The 16,771-nt window shown below is 66.6% G+C and carries 16 protein-coding genes; 7 read left to right on the forward strand and 9 right to left on the reverse strand.

Annotated features, from left to right (window positions below; translation table 11 throughout):
* Position 1 precedes the first annotated feature (1 nt).
* A complete protein-coding gene (gene hisB, locus KBI52_RS25810) occupies positions 2–589 on the reverse strand; it encodes an imidazoleglycerol-phosphate dehydratase HisB (protein WP_210812206.1) in 588 nt (195 codons plus the stop codon).
* Between the two features lie 254 nt (positions 590–843).
* Here hisB and hslV point away from each other — a divergent pair, with 254 nt between their 5' ends.
* The 4 genes from hslV (at position 844) to KBI52_RS25830 (ending at position 4,154) form a co-directional block, all read left to right on the forward strand.
* Entirely contained in the window at positions 844–1,374 is a 531-nt protein-coding gene (gene hslV, locus KBI52_RS25815) for an ATP-dependent protease subunit HslV (protein WP_173948799.1), read from the forward strand.
* Positions 1,371–2,684 (forward strand): ATP-dependent protease ATPase subunit HslU, encoded by a 1,314-nt coding sequence (hslU, locus tag KBI52_RS25820; RefSeq protein WP_173948750.1) that lies wholly within the window; start codon positions 1,371–1,373, stop codon positions 2,682–2,684. Before hslV ends, hslU begins: the two co-directional genes overlap by 4 nt.
* 149 nt (positions 2,685–2,833) lie before the next feature.
* Complete coding sequence (nth, locus tag KBI52_RS25825) at positions 2,834–3,604, forward strand: endonuclease III (protein ID WP_247654664.1); 771 nt, start codon at positions 2,834–2,836, stop codon at positions 3,602–3,604.
* Positions 3,605–3,677: 73 nt separating this feature from the next.
* Positions 3,678–4,154, forward strand: coding sequence for a BA14K family protein (locus KBI52_RS25830; protein ID WP_173948751.1), 477 nt, complete (start codon positions 3,678–3,680; stop codon positions 4,152–4,154).
* Positions 4,155–4,214: 60 nt separating this feature from the next.
* Here the strand turns inward: KBI52_RS25830 and KBI52_RS25835 are convergent, their stop codons facing one another.
* Together KBI52_RS25835 and KBI52_RS25840 are read right to left on the reverse strand one after the other, a co-directional pair.
* Positions 4,215–4,565, reverse strand: coding sequence for a RidA family protein (locus tag KBI52_RS25835; RefSeq protein WP_173948752.1), 351 nt, complete (start codon positions 4,563–4,565; stop codon positions 4,215–4,217).
* Between the two features lie 80 nt (positions 4,566–4,645).
* A complete protein-coding gene (locus KBI52_RS25840) occupies positions 4,646–5,260 on the reverse strand; it encodes a pyridoxamine 5'-phosphate oxidase family protein (protein ID WP_173948753.1) in 615 nt (204 codons plus the stop codon).
* 114 nt (positions 5,261–5,374) lie between these two features.
* Here KBI52_RS25840 and KBI52_RS25845 point away from each other — a divergent pair, with 114 nt between their 5' ends.
* Both KBI52_RS25845 and KBI52_RS25850 read left to right on the forward strand, forming a co-directional pair.
* Positions 5,375–7,054: an adenylate/guanylate cyclase domain-containing protein gene (locus KBI52_RS25845; protein WP_173948754.1), complete on the forward strand. Its 1,680-nt coding sequence runs from the start codon at positions 5,375–5,377 to the stop codon at positions 7,052–7,054.
* Between the two features lie 74 nt (positions 7,055–7,128).
* A complete protein-coding gene (locus KBI52_RS25850; RefSeq protein WP_210812207.1) occupies positions 7,129–7,977 on the forward strand; it encodes a GyrI-like domain-containing protein in 849 nt (282 codons plus the stop codon).
* 74 nt (positions 7,978–8,051) lie between these two features.
* Here the strand turns inward: KBI52_RS25850 and pnp are convergent, their stop codons facing one another.
* Both pnp and rpsO read right to left on the reverse strand, forming a co-directional pair.
* Positions 8,052–10,226 carry a polyribonucleotide nucleotidyltransferase gene (pnp, locus tag KBI52_RS25855; RefSeq protein ID WP_173948756.1) on the reverse strand — a complete coding sequence of 725 codons (2,175 nt, stop codon included), beginning with the start codon at positions 10,224–10,226 and terminating at the stop codon, positions 8,052–8,054.
* A 215-nt stretch (positions 10,227–10,441) separates the two neighbouring features.
* The gene (gene rpsO / locus KBI52_RS25860) at positions 10,442–10,711 is read right to left on the reverse strand and encodes a 30S ribosomal protein S15 (RefSeq protein WP_173948757.1); all 270 of its coding nucleotides are present in this window, start codon (positions 10,709–10,711) and stop codon (positions 10,442–10,444) included.
* 299 nt (positions 10,712–11,010) lie between these two features.
* Here rpsO and KBI52_RS25865 point away from each other — a divergent pair, with 299 nt between their 5' ends.
* On the forward strand, positions 11,011–11,556 hold the full coding sequence (locus KBI52_RS25865) for a ferritin-like domain-containing protein (protein WP_210812208.1): 546 nt from the start codon (positions 11,011–11,013) through the stop codon (positions 11,554–11,556).
* Positions 11,557–11,738: 182 nt separating this feature from the next.
* Here the strand turns inward: KBI52_RS25865 and truB are convergent, their stop codons facing one another.
* From truB to KBI52_RS25885, 4 genes are all read right to left on the reverse strand, one after another.
* Positions 11,739–12,659 (reverse strand): tRNA pseudouridine(55) synthase TruB, encoded by a 921-nt coding sequence (gene truB, locus KBI52_RS25870; protein ID WP_210812209.1) that lies wholly within the window; start codon positions 12,657–12,659, stop codon positions 11,739–11,741.
* Between the two features lie 6 nt (positions 12,660–12,665).
* Positions 12,666–13,091: a 30S ribosome-binding factor RbfA gene (rbfA, locus tag KBI52_RS25875; RefSeq protein ID WP_173948760.1), complete on the reverse strand. Its 426-nt coding sequence runs from the start codon at positions 13,089–13,091 to the stop codon at positions 12,666–12,668.
* A gap of 105 nt (positions 13,092–13,196) precedes the next feature.
* On the reverse strand, positions 13,197–16,088 hold the full coding sequence (infB, locus tag KBI52_RS25880; protein ID WP_210812210.1) for a translation initiation factor IF-2: 2,892 nt from the start codon (positions 16,086–16,088) through the stop codon (positions 13,197–13,199).
* The gene (locus tag KBI52_RS25885; RefSeq protein WP_173948762.1) at positions 16,085–16,756 is read right to left on the reverse strand and encodes an RNA-binding protein; all 672 of its coding nucleotides are present in this window, start codon (positions 16,754–16,756) and stop codon (positions 16,085–16,087) included. The genes infB and KBI52_RS25885 overlap by 4 nt, the downstream gene beginning before the upstream one ends.
* Positions 16,757–16,771: the final 15 nt, after the last annotated feature.

Genomic DNA, 16,771 nt, shown 5'->3' on the forward strand with positions numbered 1-16,771 from the left:
TCTAGAGCGTTCCCTTGGTGGAGGGAACGCGGCCCTCCTCCCTCGGGTCCAGTGCCACGGCCTGACGCAAGGCCCGTGCCAAGCCCTTGAAGCAGCTCTCGGCGATATGATGGCTGTTCTCGCCGTAGAGCGTCTCCACGTGCAGGGTCAGCCCCGCATTGATGGCGAAGGCCTGATGGAACTCGCGCACCAACTCGGTGTCGAAAACGCCGATCTTCTCCGTCGGGAAGGTGGTCCGGAAGACCAGGAAGGGGCGGCCCGATATGTCGAGGGCGACGCGCGTCAAGGTCTCGTCCATCGGCAGATGGATGTCGGCATAGCGCGAGATGCCCTTTTTATCGCCAAGCGCCTGCAGGATGGCCTGGCCCAAGGCGATGCCGGTGTCCTCGGTGGTATGATGCTGGTCCACGTGCAGGTCGCCGGTCACCTTCACGGTCATGTCGAAGAGACCGTGCCGGGCGAACAGTTCGAGCATGTGGTCGAGGAAGCCGACCCCCGTGGAGATCTCGGCCTTGCCGGTGCCATCGAGGGCGATCGACACGGCAACATCGGTCTCGGCGGTGCGACGGCTGACGCTCGCGGAGCGCATCATCAAAATCCTTTGCGGAACAGGAGACAGGGGCCTTCTAGCAAGCCGCGGCGAGAAACGCCACCCGCGTTGCTTTTGGCCGATGAATGATTAAGTCAGGCCTCAGGCGCCCAACCAAGCTCCACCTCGTCCATCGAGTCGGCCTGACGGCTTCTCAGGATAAGGCTCATGGTGCGTTTGAAGGCGCGCATTGCTGACGACGAATTTCTCTCTACCGGAGTTTGACCCTCGTGTCCGAAGACGCCACCCCCCGCATGCATGCCACCACGATCCTCATGGTCCGCAAGGGCGGCCGCGTCGTCATCGGAGGCGACGGGCAGGTGAGCCTGGGGCAGACCGTGGTGAAGGGCAATGCGCGCAAGGTCCGGCGTCTCGCCAAGGGCGGCGTGATCGGCGGCTTCGCCGGATCGACGGCCGATGCCTTCACCCTGTTCGAGCGCCTCGAGGCCAAGCTCGAGCAATATCCCGGCCAGCTCACCCGCGCCTGCGTGGAGCTGACCAAGGACTGGCGCACCGACCGGTACCTGCGGCGCCTCGAGGCCATGATGCTGGTGGCCGACAAGGAGGTCGGCCTGCTGCTCTCCGGCGCCGGCGACGTGCTGGAGCCCGAAAACGGCATCATGGCCATCGGGTCCGGCGGCAATTACGCGCTGGCGGCCGCCCGCGCGCTCGCCGATTCCGGCATGGACGCGGAAGCCATCGTGCGCCGGTCGCTGGCGATCGCCGCCGAGATCTGCGTCTATACCAACTCGAATATCGTCATTGAGACCCTGGACATCGAATGACCACGTTTTCTCCCCGCGAAATCGTTTCCGAACTCGACCGCTACATCGTCGGCCAGAACGACGCCAAGCGCGCGGTCGCCATCGCGTTGCGCAACCGCTGGCGCCGGCAGCAGCTCGAGGGTTCCTTGCGCGAGGAGGTGGCGCCCAAGAACATCCTCATGATCGGCCCCACCGGCTGCGGCAAGACCGAAATCTCGCGCCGTCTCGCCAAGCTGGCGGGCGCACCCTTCATCAAGATCGAGGCGACCAAGTTCACGGAAGTGGGCTATGTGGGCCGCGACGTGGAGCAGATCGTGCGCGATCTCGTGGAGATCGGCATCGGCCTCGTCAAGGAGGAGCGCCGCCGCCAGGTGCAGGCCAAGGCCCATGTGGCGGCCGAAGAGCGCGTGCTCGATGCCCTCGTGGGCGCCACGTCCAGCGCCGCCACCCGCGATTCCTTCCGCCGCAAGTTGCGCGCCAACGAACTCGACGACAAGGAGATTGAGGTCGAGCTGCAATCCGGCGGAGGGCAGGGGATGCCGATGTTCGACATCCCGGGCATGCCGGGGGCGTCCGTGGGCGCGATCAACCTCTCCGACATGTTCGGCAAGGCCTTCGGCGGCGGACGCGCGAAGACCCGCCGCACCACCGTGCGCGAGGCTTACGAGCCGCTCGTGACGGAGGAGGCCGACAAGCTGATCGACCAGGACGCCATCGTGCAGGAGGCTCTGCGCCAGGTGGAGAACAACGGCATCGTGTTCCTGGACGAAATCGACAAGATCGCCGGCCGCGAGGGCCGCACGGGCGCGGACGTCTCCCGCGAAGGCGTGCAGCGCGATCTGCTGCCGCTGATCGAAGGCACGACCGTGTCGACGAAATACGGGCCGGTGAAGACCGACCACATCCTGTTCATCGCTTCCGGGGCCTTCCATGTGTCGAAGCCGTCGGACCTGCTGCCCGAACTGCAGGGCCGCCTGCCGATCCGCGTCGAACTCGCCCCGCTGACGGTGGAGGATTTCAAGCGCATCCTCACCGAGACCGAGGCGAGCCTCATCAAGCAGTCGGTGGCGCTGATGAAGACGGAGGGGTTGGACCTCGTGTTTACGGACGATGCCATCGACGCGCTCGCGCAGGTGGCCGTCGACGTGAACAATTCCGTCGAGAACATCGGGGCACGCCGGCTGCAGACGGTGCTCGAGCGGGTGCTCGACGATGTCTCGTTCACGGCGCCCGACCGCTCGGGCGAGACGGTCACCATCGATGCGTCCTATGTGCGCGGCGAGGTGGAGACCCTGGCCAGGAACACGGATCTGAGCCGGTTCATTCTGTAAGATCGACGACCATGACGCCGTCATGGCCGGGCCTGTCCCGGCCATCGCGATTGTCTCGAGCGTGGCGCCTCTCGCATCGGGATCACCGGGACGAGTCCGGCGATGACGCGTGAATGGAACCACACTCCCGATTCGCGACTTGCCTCGGGATGAATCCGGACCTGCAGGACCTCAAGGCGAAGGCGCTCGCCATCCACGAGCGCCTCTGCCAGATCTATGGCTGTCCGATCGCGTATTTCCATTCCCTCGACCCCCTGAGCGAGCTGATCTCGTCGCTGCTCTCCCATCGCACCCGCAACGCGGATTCGGGCCGCGCCTTCAAGGCGCTCAAGGCCCGCTATGCCGACTGGCGCGCGATGATGAGCGCGCCCACCGAGGAGGTGGAGGCGACGATCCAGGGCGTCACCTGGCCGGAGCAGAAGGCGCCGCGCCTGCAGGCGGTGCTGCGCGCCGTCGAGGAGCGGCACGGCAGCCTGTCGCTCGATTTCCTTGGCGCCATGCCGGTCAGGGAGGCGAGGGCGTGGCTCGAGAGCATTCCGGGGATCGGCCCGAAGACAAGCGCTGCGGTGCTGTCGTTCTCGGTGCTGCGCAAGGCCGCGCTGCCCGTCGACAGCCATCACCACCGGGTGGCGCAACGCACCGGACTCATTCCCCAATCGGTTGCCGTCGGCCCGTCCCATGCGGCCTTGGCATCCTTGCTGCCCGAGGACTGGGATGCGCAGCAGGTCTACGATCACCACGAGGTCATGATGCTGCACGGCCAGCGCTGCTGCTTCTTCAAGAGCCCGGCCTGCGGGCGCTGCGCGATTCTCGATCTCTGTCCGACCGGGCAGGGGCGGGTGGAGGGCAGGCGGGTCGTTGCCGCCAAACCCGACGGCATCGTGCAGGATCATTCATCCTCACGTTCCCGCGAGAGATAGTCCGAAATCCCGCAAAAACGGAACGACCGGCGGGTTCTTCGCGTTCGCTCCCCACGATTAGAGGAGTTAGCTCATGCGTAAGTTTGTCTTGGCGGCCGCTGCGACGGCTGTCCTGGGTACCTTCGGTCTCGCCGCTCCGGCCTCCGCGGCCGAGACGCAGACGGCGCCGGTGAACGAACTCGTTGCCGCTTTGAAGAAGGGTGAGGTTCAGTCCGATTACGTGCAGTATCGCCGCTACTACCGCGGCGGCCCGCGCTACGTGGAGCGCCGCGCCTACGGGCCGCGCCGCGGCTACTACGGCCCGCGTTACGGCTATTACGGTCCGCGCTATTACCGCCGCGACTACGGCTCGGCGGCGGCGGCCGGCGCCATCGGTCTTGCCACGGGCGCCATCATCGGCGGGGCCATCGCCCAGTCGCAGGCTCAGGCCGCTCCGACCTATGTCGCCCCCGGCGGCGGCTCGGCCTATTGCGCCCAGCGCTTCAAGTCCTACGACCCGGCCTCGGGCACCTATCTGGGCTACGATGGCCTGCGCCATCCCTGCCCGTAAGCACGACGGCGCGAGACGGAACGAAGCGGGCCTGACGGCCCGCTTCGTTTTTGAGAAGCCTCACTTCGCCGCGATGACGGCGATCTCGACCTTGAAGGCCGGAGCCGCGAGCTTCGCCTCGACGGTGGCGCGGGCCGGGGTGTTGCCGGCCGACACCCAGGCATCCCACACGGCGTTCATCTCCTGGAACGCTCCCATGTCGGTGAGCCAGATATTGGCCATCAGGATCTTCGACTTGTCGGTGCCCGCCTCGCTGAGGAGGCCGTCGATGATCGAGAGGATTTCCTTCGTCTGCTCGGCGACGCTTTGCCCGGCGGTCTGATTGGCGACCTGGCCGGCGAGATAGACCGTGTTGCCGTGGACGACGGCGCCGCTCATGCGCGGGCCGGGCTTGATGCGTTGGATCGTCATGGAATGTCCTTGTGCCTTTTCCAGAACAGGTGGGATCTGCCTTTTCGGGGGCAGGGGACGTCAGGTCAAGAGCATCCGCTTCAATAGAGGGTCGACCGCTGCCTCTCCGGCAGGGCCTTGTCGTAGGTCTCGCCGCCCATCTCATTGGCCGTCAGGGCCGCGAGGATCTGGCCGGCGCTCGGCAGCGAGGCGCGCGCCACGTGCTTTGCCGGGTTCCACAATTCCGAGCGCAGGATCGCGCGGGCGCACTGGAAATAGACCGCCTCGACGGTGATCGCGATCACCGATTTCGGTGCCCTGCCGTCGACCGCGAAGCTGTCGAGCAGGGCGGGTTCGATCGAGATGGCCGCGCGGCCGTTGACCCGCAGGGTCTCGCCGATCCCCGGGATCAGGAACAGCAGGGCGATTGCGGGCTCGCGCACGATGTTCTTCAGCGAATCGATGCGGTTGTTGCCGCGCCGGTCGGGCAGGAGCAGGGTCTTGTCGTCCTGCACCCGCACGAAGCCCGGTCCGTCCCCGCGGGGGGAGCAGTCGAGCCCCTCCGGGCCGCGTGTGGCCAAGGCCACGAAGGGCGCCGCCTCGATGAAGGCCCGGTATTCGGGCACGACCCGGTCCGTCTCCTTCAGGAGCGAGCCCCTGTTGACCTCGCCATAGAGGGCTTCGAGTTCTGTAACGCTGGTGATGATGTGGGACATGGTGCGGAGAGCCGGTGCAGGGATCGTGATTTGACAACCGGCACCTTGGTGCAACTGCATGGCGGCAGGCAAGCCTGAAGACGAGACGCCGCCGGGCTGATCTGAAAGACGCGTATGACCAGTGTTCGAGGCAAACCGGCACCCGATTCAGGGAGCTCCGAGATCCATCTCCGGACCCGCGAGATCCGTCTGTTCACGGGGCTCGTGCTCGGGGCCTTTCTCCTCACCCATTTCTCCAATCATGCCCTCGGGTTGGTGTCAGTCGAGGCCATGGAGGACGGCCGCTCCTGGTTCAACCGCCTGTGGCGCAACCCGGCCGGCACGGTGCTCCTCTACGGGTCCATCCTGGTGCATTTCCTGCTCGCGCTGCTGGCGCTCTACCGGCGCCGGACCCTGCGCATGCCCTGGCGCGAGGCCGCCCAGCTGATCCTGGGAGTGAGCCTGCCGTTCCTTCTGGTCGGGCACGTGGTCGGAACCCGGATCGAATGGGCCCTGACCGGGCACGATTCCGGCTATCCCGAAGTGGTCCGCAACCTCTGGGTCCTCAATCCCGGGATCGGGGCCCGCCAGTCCGTCGCCCTCCTGATCGCCTGGCTGCACGGGTGCCTCGGGGTCTATTTCTGGCTGCGTCCGAAAAGCTGGTTCCCGCGCTCGGCGCTGCTTCTCTACACGGGCGCCGTCCTTGTCCCGGTCCTCGCGCTGCTCGGCTTCGCGGAGGCCGGGCGGGAGATCGCGGACGCGCCCGGCCGGTTCGGGACGCCCGTTCCCCCCTCGTCCGACATCCTGCCGGCGGCCGGCCCGCTTCTTTATGCGGCTTTCGGCGGGCTCATCGCGGCGACGCTCGCCGCCCGCTTCATCCGCAGCGTGCCCTTGTGGTCGCGGCGCGTGCGCGTGTTCTACCCGAACGATCAGGTGGCCACCGTGCCGCTCGGCTTCAGCGTCCTGGAGGCAAGCCGCAGCGCCGGTATTCCCCACATCTCCGTCTGCGGCGGGCGCGGGCGCTGCTCCACCTGCCGGGTGCGGGTGCTCGACGGTCATCAGCGCCAGCCGCCGCCCACGCCCCAGGAGCGTGGCACGCTCGCCCGCATCAAGGCGGGTCCGAACGTGCGGCTCGCCTGCCAGTTCCGGCCCACCCACGACGTCTCGGTCGTACCGATCCTGTCCACCGGGCGCAACGGCGTGACCGCGCTGGTGCGCGGCGGCCGGGCCCAGGGCCAGGAGCAGGAGATCGCGGTGCTGTTCTGCGACCTGCGCGGCTTCACGAGCCTCGCCGAGCGGCGCCTGCCCTTCGACACGGTCTTCATCCTCAACCGCTATTTCGAGGCGGTGGGCCAGGCGGTGGAGGATGCGGGCGGCTATATCGACAAGTTCATCGGCGACGGCGTGCTCGCCCTCTTCGGCCTCAAGGCCTCGCCCCAGCAGGCGGCCCGGCAGGCCCTCGACGCGGCGCTGCGGATCAAGGCCGCGCTCGTGCACCTCAACGAGGAATATGCGAGCGAGTTCGAGCAGCCCCTGACGATCGCCATGGGGCTCCATGCCGGCCCGGCCATCGTCGGGCAGATGGGCTACGGCCAGGCCACCAGCCTCACGGCCGTCGGCGACACCATCAACGCCGCCAGCCGCCTGGAAGGCCTCGCCAAGGAACTCGACGTGGAACTGGTCATCTCCGAGGACCTCGCCTCCCGGGCCGGCCTCGACCTCTCCGACCGCGACCGCCGGATCGTCCAGATCAGGGGACGGGCGGCTCCCCTGGGGAGCTGGATCATCCCGCGGGCGGACGGTTTGGGGCGGTGATGCGGAAGAGCAGGATTTATCAAAGGCGTTCCGCTTAAGGTTGGACCGACGACCTTGAAGGCGGATGCCACACGATGGAACAAGCGACTTTTGAAAGCTATGCCAGCCGCCTCACGCGGGTATCCGCCTACATCCACGATCATCTGGATGAGGAACTCAGCCTCGATGTGCTGGCCGGTATTGCATGTCTCTCGCCCTATCACTGGCATCGGATCTACCACGCCCATTTCGGGGAAACAGTTGCCGCCACTGTCCGGCGCTTGAGACTGCAGCGCGCAGCCGCCGACCTCGCCCATTCCGACAGGCCGATCCTGAATGTGGCGGAGCGGGCCGGCTACGACAGCCAAGCCTCGTTCACCCGTGCCTTCAGTGCCGCCTTCGGCTTGCCGCCCGCGAAATACCGCGAGGTCGGCAGCCATTCCGTCTTCAAAGCAAAAACGCCTCAAGGAGTTCATGCCATGTACGATGTCGGCATCACGACCGTTGCGCCCAAGACCCTGATCGCCGTCGAGCATCGCGGTTCCTATATGGCCATCGGCAAGAGCTTCGACCTGCTCTTCACGACCCTCGCCCAACGCGGCCTGATCCGCCCGAATCTGCCTATGGTCGGCGTCTATCTCGACGATCCCACGAGCGTTCCCGAATCCGAATTGAGATCACAGGCCGCCGTTGTCGTGAATGAACCGATGGCGGTCGACGCACCCCTATTCGCGAGTCGGATCCGGGGCGGTGATTATGCGGTGCTGAAATACAAAGGTCCCTACGGAGACATGCGCGCGGCGTATGACTGGCTTTATGGCCAATGGCTGCCGTCGTCCGGCCGAGAGGCCGCCGATGCGCCGGTGTTCGAGGACTATCTCAATAGTCCGCGCGATACGGCGCCGACCGAGCTGCGGACGGAGATCTGTCTTCCATTGACGTAAGACAACGCCTGCAGACAAAGAAAAAGGCGCGGCATTCGCCGCGCCTTCTCTGGTCCTAAGAGGGGACCGAAGCCTTACTCGCCGGCCTGCTTCTGCTGGTCGCGCTGGGCGCGTTCCGCATCGCGCTCGGCCTTGAGCTGCTCGGTGATGTCCTCGCCGGTCTCCTGGTTGACCACCTTCATGGAGAGACGGACCTTGCCGCGCTCGTCCATGCCGAGGAACTTCACCTTCACCTTGTCGCCTTCCTTGACCACGTCGGTGACCTTGCCGACCCGGTTCTTGGCGAGCTCCGAGATGTGCACGAGGCCGTCGCGGGACCCGAAGAAGTTCACGAAGGCGCCGAACTCCATCACCTTCACGACCGTGCCGTCATAGATCACGTTGACCTCGGGCTCGGCCACGATGGAGCGGATCCAGTTGTAGGCCGCCTTGATCGACTTGCCGTCGGCGGACGCGATCTTGATGAGGCCGTCGTCGTTGATGTCGATTTTGGCGCCGGTCTTCTCCACGATCTCGCGGATGACCTTGCCGCCCGAACCGATGACCTCGCGGATCTTGTCGACCGGGATCTGCATGGTCTCGATGCGCGGGGCATGCTCGCCGAGCTCGGCGCGGGGCGCCGTCAGGGCCTTGTTCATCTCGGCCAGGATGTGCGCGCGGCCGTCCTTGGCCTGATCGAGCGCGACGCGCATGATCTCCTCGGTGATGCCGGCGATCTTGATGTCCATCTGGAGCGACGTGATGCCCTGGTCCGTGCCGGCCACCTTGAAGTCCATGTCGCCGAGGTGATCCTCGTCGCCGAGGATGTCGGACAGGACCGCGAAGCGCTCACCCTCGAGGATGAGGCCCATGGCGATGCCCGCCACCGGACGGCGCAGGGGAACGCCCGCATCCATCAGCGACAGGGAGCCGCCGCAGACGGACGCCATCGACGAGGAGCCGTTCGACTCGGTGATCTCCGACACGACGCGGATCGTGTAGGGGAACTCGTGCGACGGCGGCAGCATCGGGTGGATGGCGCGCCAGGCGAGCTTGCCGTGGCCGATTTCGCGGCGGCCGGGCGAGCCCATGCGGCCCGTCTCACCGACGGAATAGGGCGGGAAGTTGTAGTGCAGCAGGAAGGTCTCCTTGCGGGTGCCCTCCAGCTCGTCGATGAACTGCTCGTCCTCGCCGGTGCCCAGGGTGGTCACGACCAGCGCCTGGGTCTCGCCGCGCGTGAACACGGCCGAACCGTGGGTGCGCGGCAGGACGCCGACTTCCGACAGGATCGGGCGGACCGTCTTGAGGTCGCGGCCGTCGATGCGGGTGCTGGTGTCGAGGATGTTCCAGCGCACGACCTTGGCCTGGGCCTCCTTGAAGACGGCCTTGACCTTCTCGGGGTCGAACTTGGCTTCGCCATCGGCCGGGACCAGCGCCTCCATCACCTTCGCCTTGACGGCGTCGACAGCGGCGTAGCGGTCCTGCTTCTTGGTGATCTTGTAGGCTTCGCGCAGGTCGGCCTCGGCGATCTCCAGAACGGCCTTCTCCACGTCGGAGACGTCCGCCGGCTGGTAGTCGCGCGGCTCCTTGGCGGCCTTCTCGGCGAGACGGATGATCGCCTCGATGACCGGCTGGAAGTGCTTGTGGCCGAACATGACGGCGCCGAGCATCACGTCTTCGGGCAGCTCCTTGGCCTCGGACTCGACCATGAGCACGGCCTCGGACGTGCCGGCCACCACGAGGTCGAGAGCGGAGGATTCCATCTCCTGGACCGGCGGGTTCAGCTTGTACTGGCCGCCGATATAGCCGACGCGGGCCGCGCCGACCGGGCCCATGAAGGGCACGCCGGACAGGGTCAGGGCCGCGGAGGCCGCCACCATGGCGACGATGTCGGGATCGTTCTCGAGATCGTGCGAGAGCACGGTCACGACGACCTGGGTGTCGTTCTTGTAGCCTGCGACGAACAGGGGGCGGATCGGACGGTCGATGAGGCGGGAGACCAGGGTCTCCTTCTCGGTCGGACGGCCTTCGCGCTTGAAGTAGCCGCCCGGGATGCGGCCGGCCGCATAGGTGCGCTCCTGGTAGTTCACCGTGAGCGGGAAGAAATCGAAGCCTGGCTTCGGCTCCTTGGCCGACACGACGGTGGCGAGAACGGTGGTTTCACCGTAGGTGGCGACGACGGCGCCGTCGGCCTGGCGGGCCATCTTGCCCGTTTCGAGCACGAGCTTGCGCCCGGCCCAGATCAGTTCTTCGCGTTGAGTATCGAACATGGCGTGTCTTTCATGACAGCGGGGCGGGGGCTCGATGCCATGAGCAAGACGGCGAGAGGCTCGCGCCGGCGGGGTAGCCCGCCTCACAAGCCCCTTGCGATCCTGCCATGGTCATCGTGTCTGCCGCCTCCTTAAGAAACACCGGGCCGTGAAGCCGCGCAGTGTTGGAGAAACCGTCCGGAGCCGGGCTCCGGACGGACGTTTTCAAGAAAAGCTTAGCGGCGGATGCCGAGCTTCTCGATCAGCGTGCGGTAGCGGCTCTCGTCCTTCTTCTTCAGATAGTCGAGAAGCGAACGGCGTGCCGAGACCATCTTCAAAAGTCCACGACGGGAGTGGTTGTCCTTCGTGTGGCTCTTGAAGTGACCGGTCAGGTTGTTGATCCGCTCGGTGAGAATGGCGACCTGCACCTCGGGGGAGCCGGTATCGCCAGCCTTCTGGGCGAATTCCTTGACAAGCGCGTTCTTGCGCTCAGCCGTAATCGACATCGTCAGTCCTTTCAGGTTGGCATGTCAGGAGACCTTGGGCCTTCAGGGCCTCGGGTCGGGTTCGTCCGGAAGGGCCGGGCCGGGATGTCGTCCAGCGCGGTCCGAACTCGGACGCGTCTTTCGGAGACTGAAGCTACCGAAAAGATGGCGCACCATACACGAAATGCGCCCGAGTGCCAGGAAAATCATTTTTCCCAAGCGGAGCAATAGGATGCGCCGTTTGGGCCGGTCCCTGGCGGAACAAGTGCCCCGGGTCACGGTTGGTGACCCAGACACGCCCAATATAGGAAGCTGACATCATGACTGCCAGTACGACCGGCATGGCCGACCTCACGTCCTCGGAAGACATCCGGAACATCTTCATCACCGGCCTGGAAAACGCCCATGCCCTCGAGAAGCAGGCCATCCAACTCATGGAGCGGCAGGTCGAGCGGTTCGAGAACTATCCGGAGATGTCCGACCTGCTGCGCCGACACATCACCGAGACGGAAGGTCAGATCCGCCGCCTCGACGAGATGCTGCACACCTTTGGGGCCGACCGCTCGATCCTGAAGGACATGGCCACCCAGTTCATGGCCAACCTGGCCGCCGCCGGCCACATGCCGATGGCCGACGAGGTCTTGAAGAACACCTTCGCCAACCACGCCTTCGAGAATTTCGAGATCGCGTCCTACAAGTCCTTGATCGTCATGGCCGAAGCCTCCGGGAACCAGAAATTCATCCCGGGCCTCCAGGAGACCCTGGGCGAAGAGGAAAAGACCGCCCAGGCCGTCTACGACATGATCGAGCCGATCACCCGGAAGTTCCTGACGCGCTCGGCTCAGGGTCAGAAGGCGGATCGGTAAGAGAAGACCTGCTCATACCGGGCTGTTGCCGCCAGCGGTGACGCGTTTGCCATGTCATGGCCGGGCTTGTCCCGGCCATCTCGATACGGGAAAGGCGCTGCGCTTCGAACGATCGGGATCGCCGGCACAGGGCCGGTGATGACGGACCAGAGTTCCGCCCTCAGCCCCTGGGACGAAGGGTTTCAGCCGCCCAGGTTGAACACCCGGTGCGGGACGAACTCGCCCCGTTCCACGTCGCCCACCGCGATCAGGACGCCGTTGCAGGTGGCGTAGACCTTGCCGGACAGGGGCGCGTCGCGGCCGCGCAGGATGATCGACTGGCCGCGCATGAGGCGGCCGGCCATATCCCGACTCACGGGGATCGCGGGAATTTCGCTCAGGGCGATCTCCACCGGCCGAAGGGCCGCCGGATCGGTCGCAACGTCGTCCACGGTGACGGCGTCGTCCTCGGTGAAAGGACCGACGCGCGTGCGCCTGAGTGCCGCGATATGGCCGAGGCAGCCCAGGGCACGGCCGAGATCGCGCGCGATGGCGCGCACATAGGTGCCCTTGCCGCAATCGGCCTCGATGATCGAGCGGTTGCCCGCGTGGTGGATCAGCGCGAGCCGGTCGATCTCGACCGTGCGCGGCTGCAGTTCCACCGTCTCGCCGTCGCGGGCGAGATCATAGGCGCGCTCGCCCTGGATCTTGATGGCGGAAAAGCGGGGCGGCACCTGCTGCACCTGACCGGTGAAGCGGGGCAGGTATTCTTCGATCATGGCCGGTTCCGGCAGCCGGTCGGTCTGCTCGACCACCTCGCCCTCAGTGTCGTCCGTGGTGGTCTCCGCCCCCCAGGCCACGGTGAACACGTAGGATTTGCGCCCATCCATGACGAAGGGAACGGTCTTGGTCGCTTCGCCGAGCGCGATCGGCAGGATGCCCGACGCGAGGGGATCGAGGGTGCCGGCATGCCCGGCCTTCTTGGCCGACAGGCCGCGTTTGACCACCGCGACCGCATGGGTCGAGGTCATGCCGACGCCCTTGTCCAGGATGATCCATCCGTTGACGTCGCGCTTCTTCGGGCGGTCGCCGTGCGGCCTCCGCTGCGGGCGTTCTTCGCTCATCGCTTCTTACTCGCTGCTGTCGTCGGAAGGGTCAGGCTCGGGCTTGACCGTGTCGCGGGCTACGCGCTCGGACCGCAGCAGCGCGTCGATGCGGGCGGCCTCGTCGAAGCTCTCGTCGCGGCGGAAGCGCAGATCGGGCGCGAATTTCAGGTTGACCCGGCGGGCCACCTCCTGGCGCAACAGCTTCTTGTTCTTGTCGAGGGCCTTGAGCACGGCGTCCTCGTCGCGCCCGCCGAGCGGCATGACGTAGGCGGTCGCGAGCTTCAGGTCGGGCGACATGCGCACTTCCGGGATGGTGATGACGTTCCTCGTCAGCACGTCATCCTGCAGGTCCCCGCGCGAGAGGACCTCGGCGAGGGCGTGGCGGATCAACTCGGCGACGCGCTGCTGGCGCTGCGAGGGTCCGCTGGATTGTTCGAAACGTTTGGCCATGGGTGCTTCTCCGGGATTGGACCGGATCGGTCAAAAGGGATCATGGCCGGGAGCGACCCGGCCATGAGGATTGATGGGCGATGATGGAGCGAAGTCGGGCGCTTCTTACAGCGTCCGCTTCACCTCTTCCACGCGGTAGCACTCGATGAGGTCGCCGGCGCGCATGTCCTGATAGTTCTCGAAGGACATGCCGCATTCCTGGCCCGACGTGACCTCGCGGGCGTCGTCCTTGAAGCGCTTGAGCTGCGAGAGCCTGCCCTCGTGGATTACCACGTTGTCGCGGATCAGGCGGACATGGGCGCCGCGCTGGACCACGCCGTCGAGGACGCGGCAGCCGGCGATCTTGCCGACCTTCGACACGTTGAACACCTCGAGGACCTGGGCCTCGCCGAGACGCTCTTCGCGCAGGGTCGGAGCCAGGAGTCCGGACATCGCCGCCTTCACGTCATCCACGAGGTCGTAGATGATGTTGTAGTAGCGGATCTCGATGCCGGCACGTTCGGCGGCCTCGCGGGCTTCCTTGTGGGCGCGCACGTTGAAGGCCAGGATGATGGCCCCCGAGGCTTCCGCCAGGGTGACGTCGGACTCGGAGATGCCGCCGACGCCCGCCTGGACGATCCGGGCTGCCACTTCCTCGTTGCCGACCTTCTCGAGCGCACCGACGATGGCCTCCGCCGAGCCCTGCACGTCCGCCCGGACCACGAGCGGGAACTCCTTGCGGCCCGCTCCGGCCTTGAGGTCGCGCATCATGTCGACGAGAGTCCGTCCGGCCGAGCCCATGCGGGCGGCCTGACGCTCGCGCTTCTGGCGCGTCCGGTATTCGGTGACCTCGCGGGCACGGGCTTCGGACTCGACCACCGCGACGCGGTCGCCGGCCTCGGGCGTGCCGTTGAAGCCCAGAACCTCGACGGGAACCGAGGGACCGGCCTCCTTCACGGTGGCGCCGAGATCGTTGATCAGGGCGCGCACACGGCCCCACTCGGCGCCGGCCACGACGATGTCGCCCGTGTGGAGCGTGCCGCGCTGCACCAGCACGGTCGCCACGGGACCGCGGCCGCGATCGAGCTTCGCCTCGATGACAGTGCCTTCCGCCGACCGTTCGGCGTTGGCCTTGAGCTCGAGGATTTCGGCCTGGAGCTGGAGGCCTTCGAGCAGGGTCTCGAGACCCTGGCCAGTCTTGGCCGAGACCTCGAACTCGAGGGTCTCGCCGCCCATCGACTCGACCACGATCGAGTGCTGCAGCAGCTCGGTCCGGACCCGCTGCGGGTTGGCGTCGGGCTTGTCCACCTTGTTGATCGCCACGATCAGCGGCACGCCGGCCGCCTGGGCGTGGTTGATCGCCTCGACGGTCTGCGGCATGACGCCGTCATCGGCCGCCACCACCAGCACCACGATGTCCGTCACCTTGGCGCCGCGGGCACGCATGGCCGTGAAGGCCGCGTGGCCCGGCGTATCGATGAACGTGATCTTGCCGCCGAGCGGCGAGGTCACCTGATAGGCGCCGATATGCTGGGTGATGCCGCCGGCCTCGCCGGACACCACGTTGGTCTTGCGGATCGCGTCGAGCAGCGAAGTCTTGCCGTGGTCGACGTGGCCCATGATGGTCACCACCGGCGGGCGGATCGAGAGGTTCTCGTCCGTGTCCGGCGTGTCGAAGAGGCCTTCCTCGACGTCCGATTCCGCAACGCGCTTCACCGTATGGCCGAGCTCTTCCGCGATCAGCTGAGCTGAGTCGGAATCGATCACGTCCGTGATCTTGTGCATCTGGCCTTGCTTCATCAGCATCTTGATCACGTCCACGGCGCGTTCCGACATGCGGTTCGCCAGTTCCTGGATCGTGATCGTCTCGGGAATGATCACCTCGCGGGCGATCTTTTCCTTCTGTTCCACCTGACGGTGGCCCATGAGGCGCTGGTTGCGGCGACGGAACGCGGCGAGCGAGCGGGTACGCTCGTCCTCGCCCGAGGTCGCATTGGCCAGAGTCAGGCGGCCGCGGCGCTTTTCCTCGCCGGGAGCGACCTTGGGCGTCTTCGGCAGAGCCGCCGGCTTGGCGGCGATGCCGGGACGGCGGATGGTGCGGGCGCCTTCCTCGTCATCCGCCACGGCCGCGCGGGCAGCCACGGGCGGGGTCGTGCGAACGTTCGGCTTTGCCGTCTCCGGATCGGGCGCGACCGGCGCGGCAGGGCGCGCCATATGGTTCAGGCTCGGCGGACGACCACCCATGGTGCCGCCACCGCTGCGCGGGCCGCCGAAGCCGCCGGGACGGGGACCATCCGAGCGCGGGCCACCGGTACGCGGGCCATCGAAACGGCCGGCAGGGCGGGGTCCATCGGACCGGGGCCGGTCGGAGCCGGGCGCGCGGCTGGCACCGGCAGGAGCCGGTGCGGACGACGGGCGCGGAGCTTCTTCGCCCAGGCGACGGCGCGCCTCGTCCTCGGCGCGGCGCTTGCGCTCGTCATCCTGACGGCGGCGCTCGTCCTCCTCGCGCTTGCGGGCTTCGGCCGCTTCACGCTCCTTGGCTTCCGCAGCCTCGCGCTCGGCGCGGCGGGCTACCTCTTCGGCCTGGCGCTTGCGGTCTTCCTCGTCGCGACGGCGGGCGTCGACCAGCGCGTTCATGCGCGCATCGCGCTCCTGCTCGGAGAGCGTCTGCAGCACCATGCCGCCGGACCGGGGAGTGTTCGGGGCGCTGCGCTGCGGACGGCCGCCCTGGGCCGGGGCAGCCGGCTTCGGGGCCGGAGCGGCCGGCTTTGGAGCGGCAGCGGCGGGCTTGGGCGCGCTCGCGGGGGCCGCGGCCTGTTGAGGCGCGGGCCTGTCTTCCTTGACCCCGGGGCTGGGGCCGACAGCAGGGCGACGCTTGACCGTCTCCACCACGACCGACTTGGACCGGCCATGGGAGAAGCTTTGGCGCACCACGCCCTGTTCGACGGGTCGCTTCAGAGAAAGCGTCTTGGACGACACGTGGAGAGTCTTGTCGCCCTGGTTTTTCGTATCAGTCATTCCGCCTCAGTTCCTGCGGGTTTCAAAATCGTGGGTTCGCCGGTCTCGTTCTCGAGGCCAGTTTGATCGGCATCGGTGCCGCGATAGGAGCGGTAACGGTGCCAGCGGTTCAGAAAGCCGTCGCTCCCAGCGCCCGCGACGAGGGCAGCATGTATCACATGTGACCGGCCTAATGCCAAATCCAATTCGTCGATCGACAATTCTTGGATGACCGGAAAGTGAGATATTGCGTCGCCGAGGCGTTTTCGCAACTGGTTCGCCAATTTTCTTCGCCCATCTTCGGCCGCCTCTGCGGCATGAATAAGGGCAACGATGGGCTTATCCGTGATCGCCGACTCGACCTTGTGGAAGCCGGTGATCACCGCGCCGGCCTTGTTGGCGAGGGCCAGACCCTGGCGCAGATCGTCCCGGAGCATGCGCTCGATGTCCAGGGCCAGGGTCTCCGCGGCCTTGGCCTCGGCCTTGAAGGCCCGGGAGAAGAGGCGACGTTTGGCCGCTTCTTCCACCATGTCGAACCGGGCCGTGACCCAGACGCCGCGGCCCGGCAGCTTGTGCCGGAGGTCGGGGACGACCTGATGGTCGGGCCCGAGGACAAAGCGGATCAGCTCCGCGGGGCCTTTCGCCTCGCGGGTGATGATGCAGGTGCGCTCCGGTTCATGCCGCGGCACGGGTGCTGACCTCGC

Source organism: Microvirga sp. HBU67558 (assembly GCF_018069605.1).
GTDB lineage: Bacteria > Pseudomonadota > Alphaproteobacteria > Rhizobiales > Beijerinckiaceae > Microvirga > Microvirga terrae.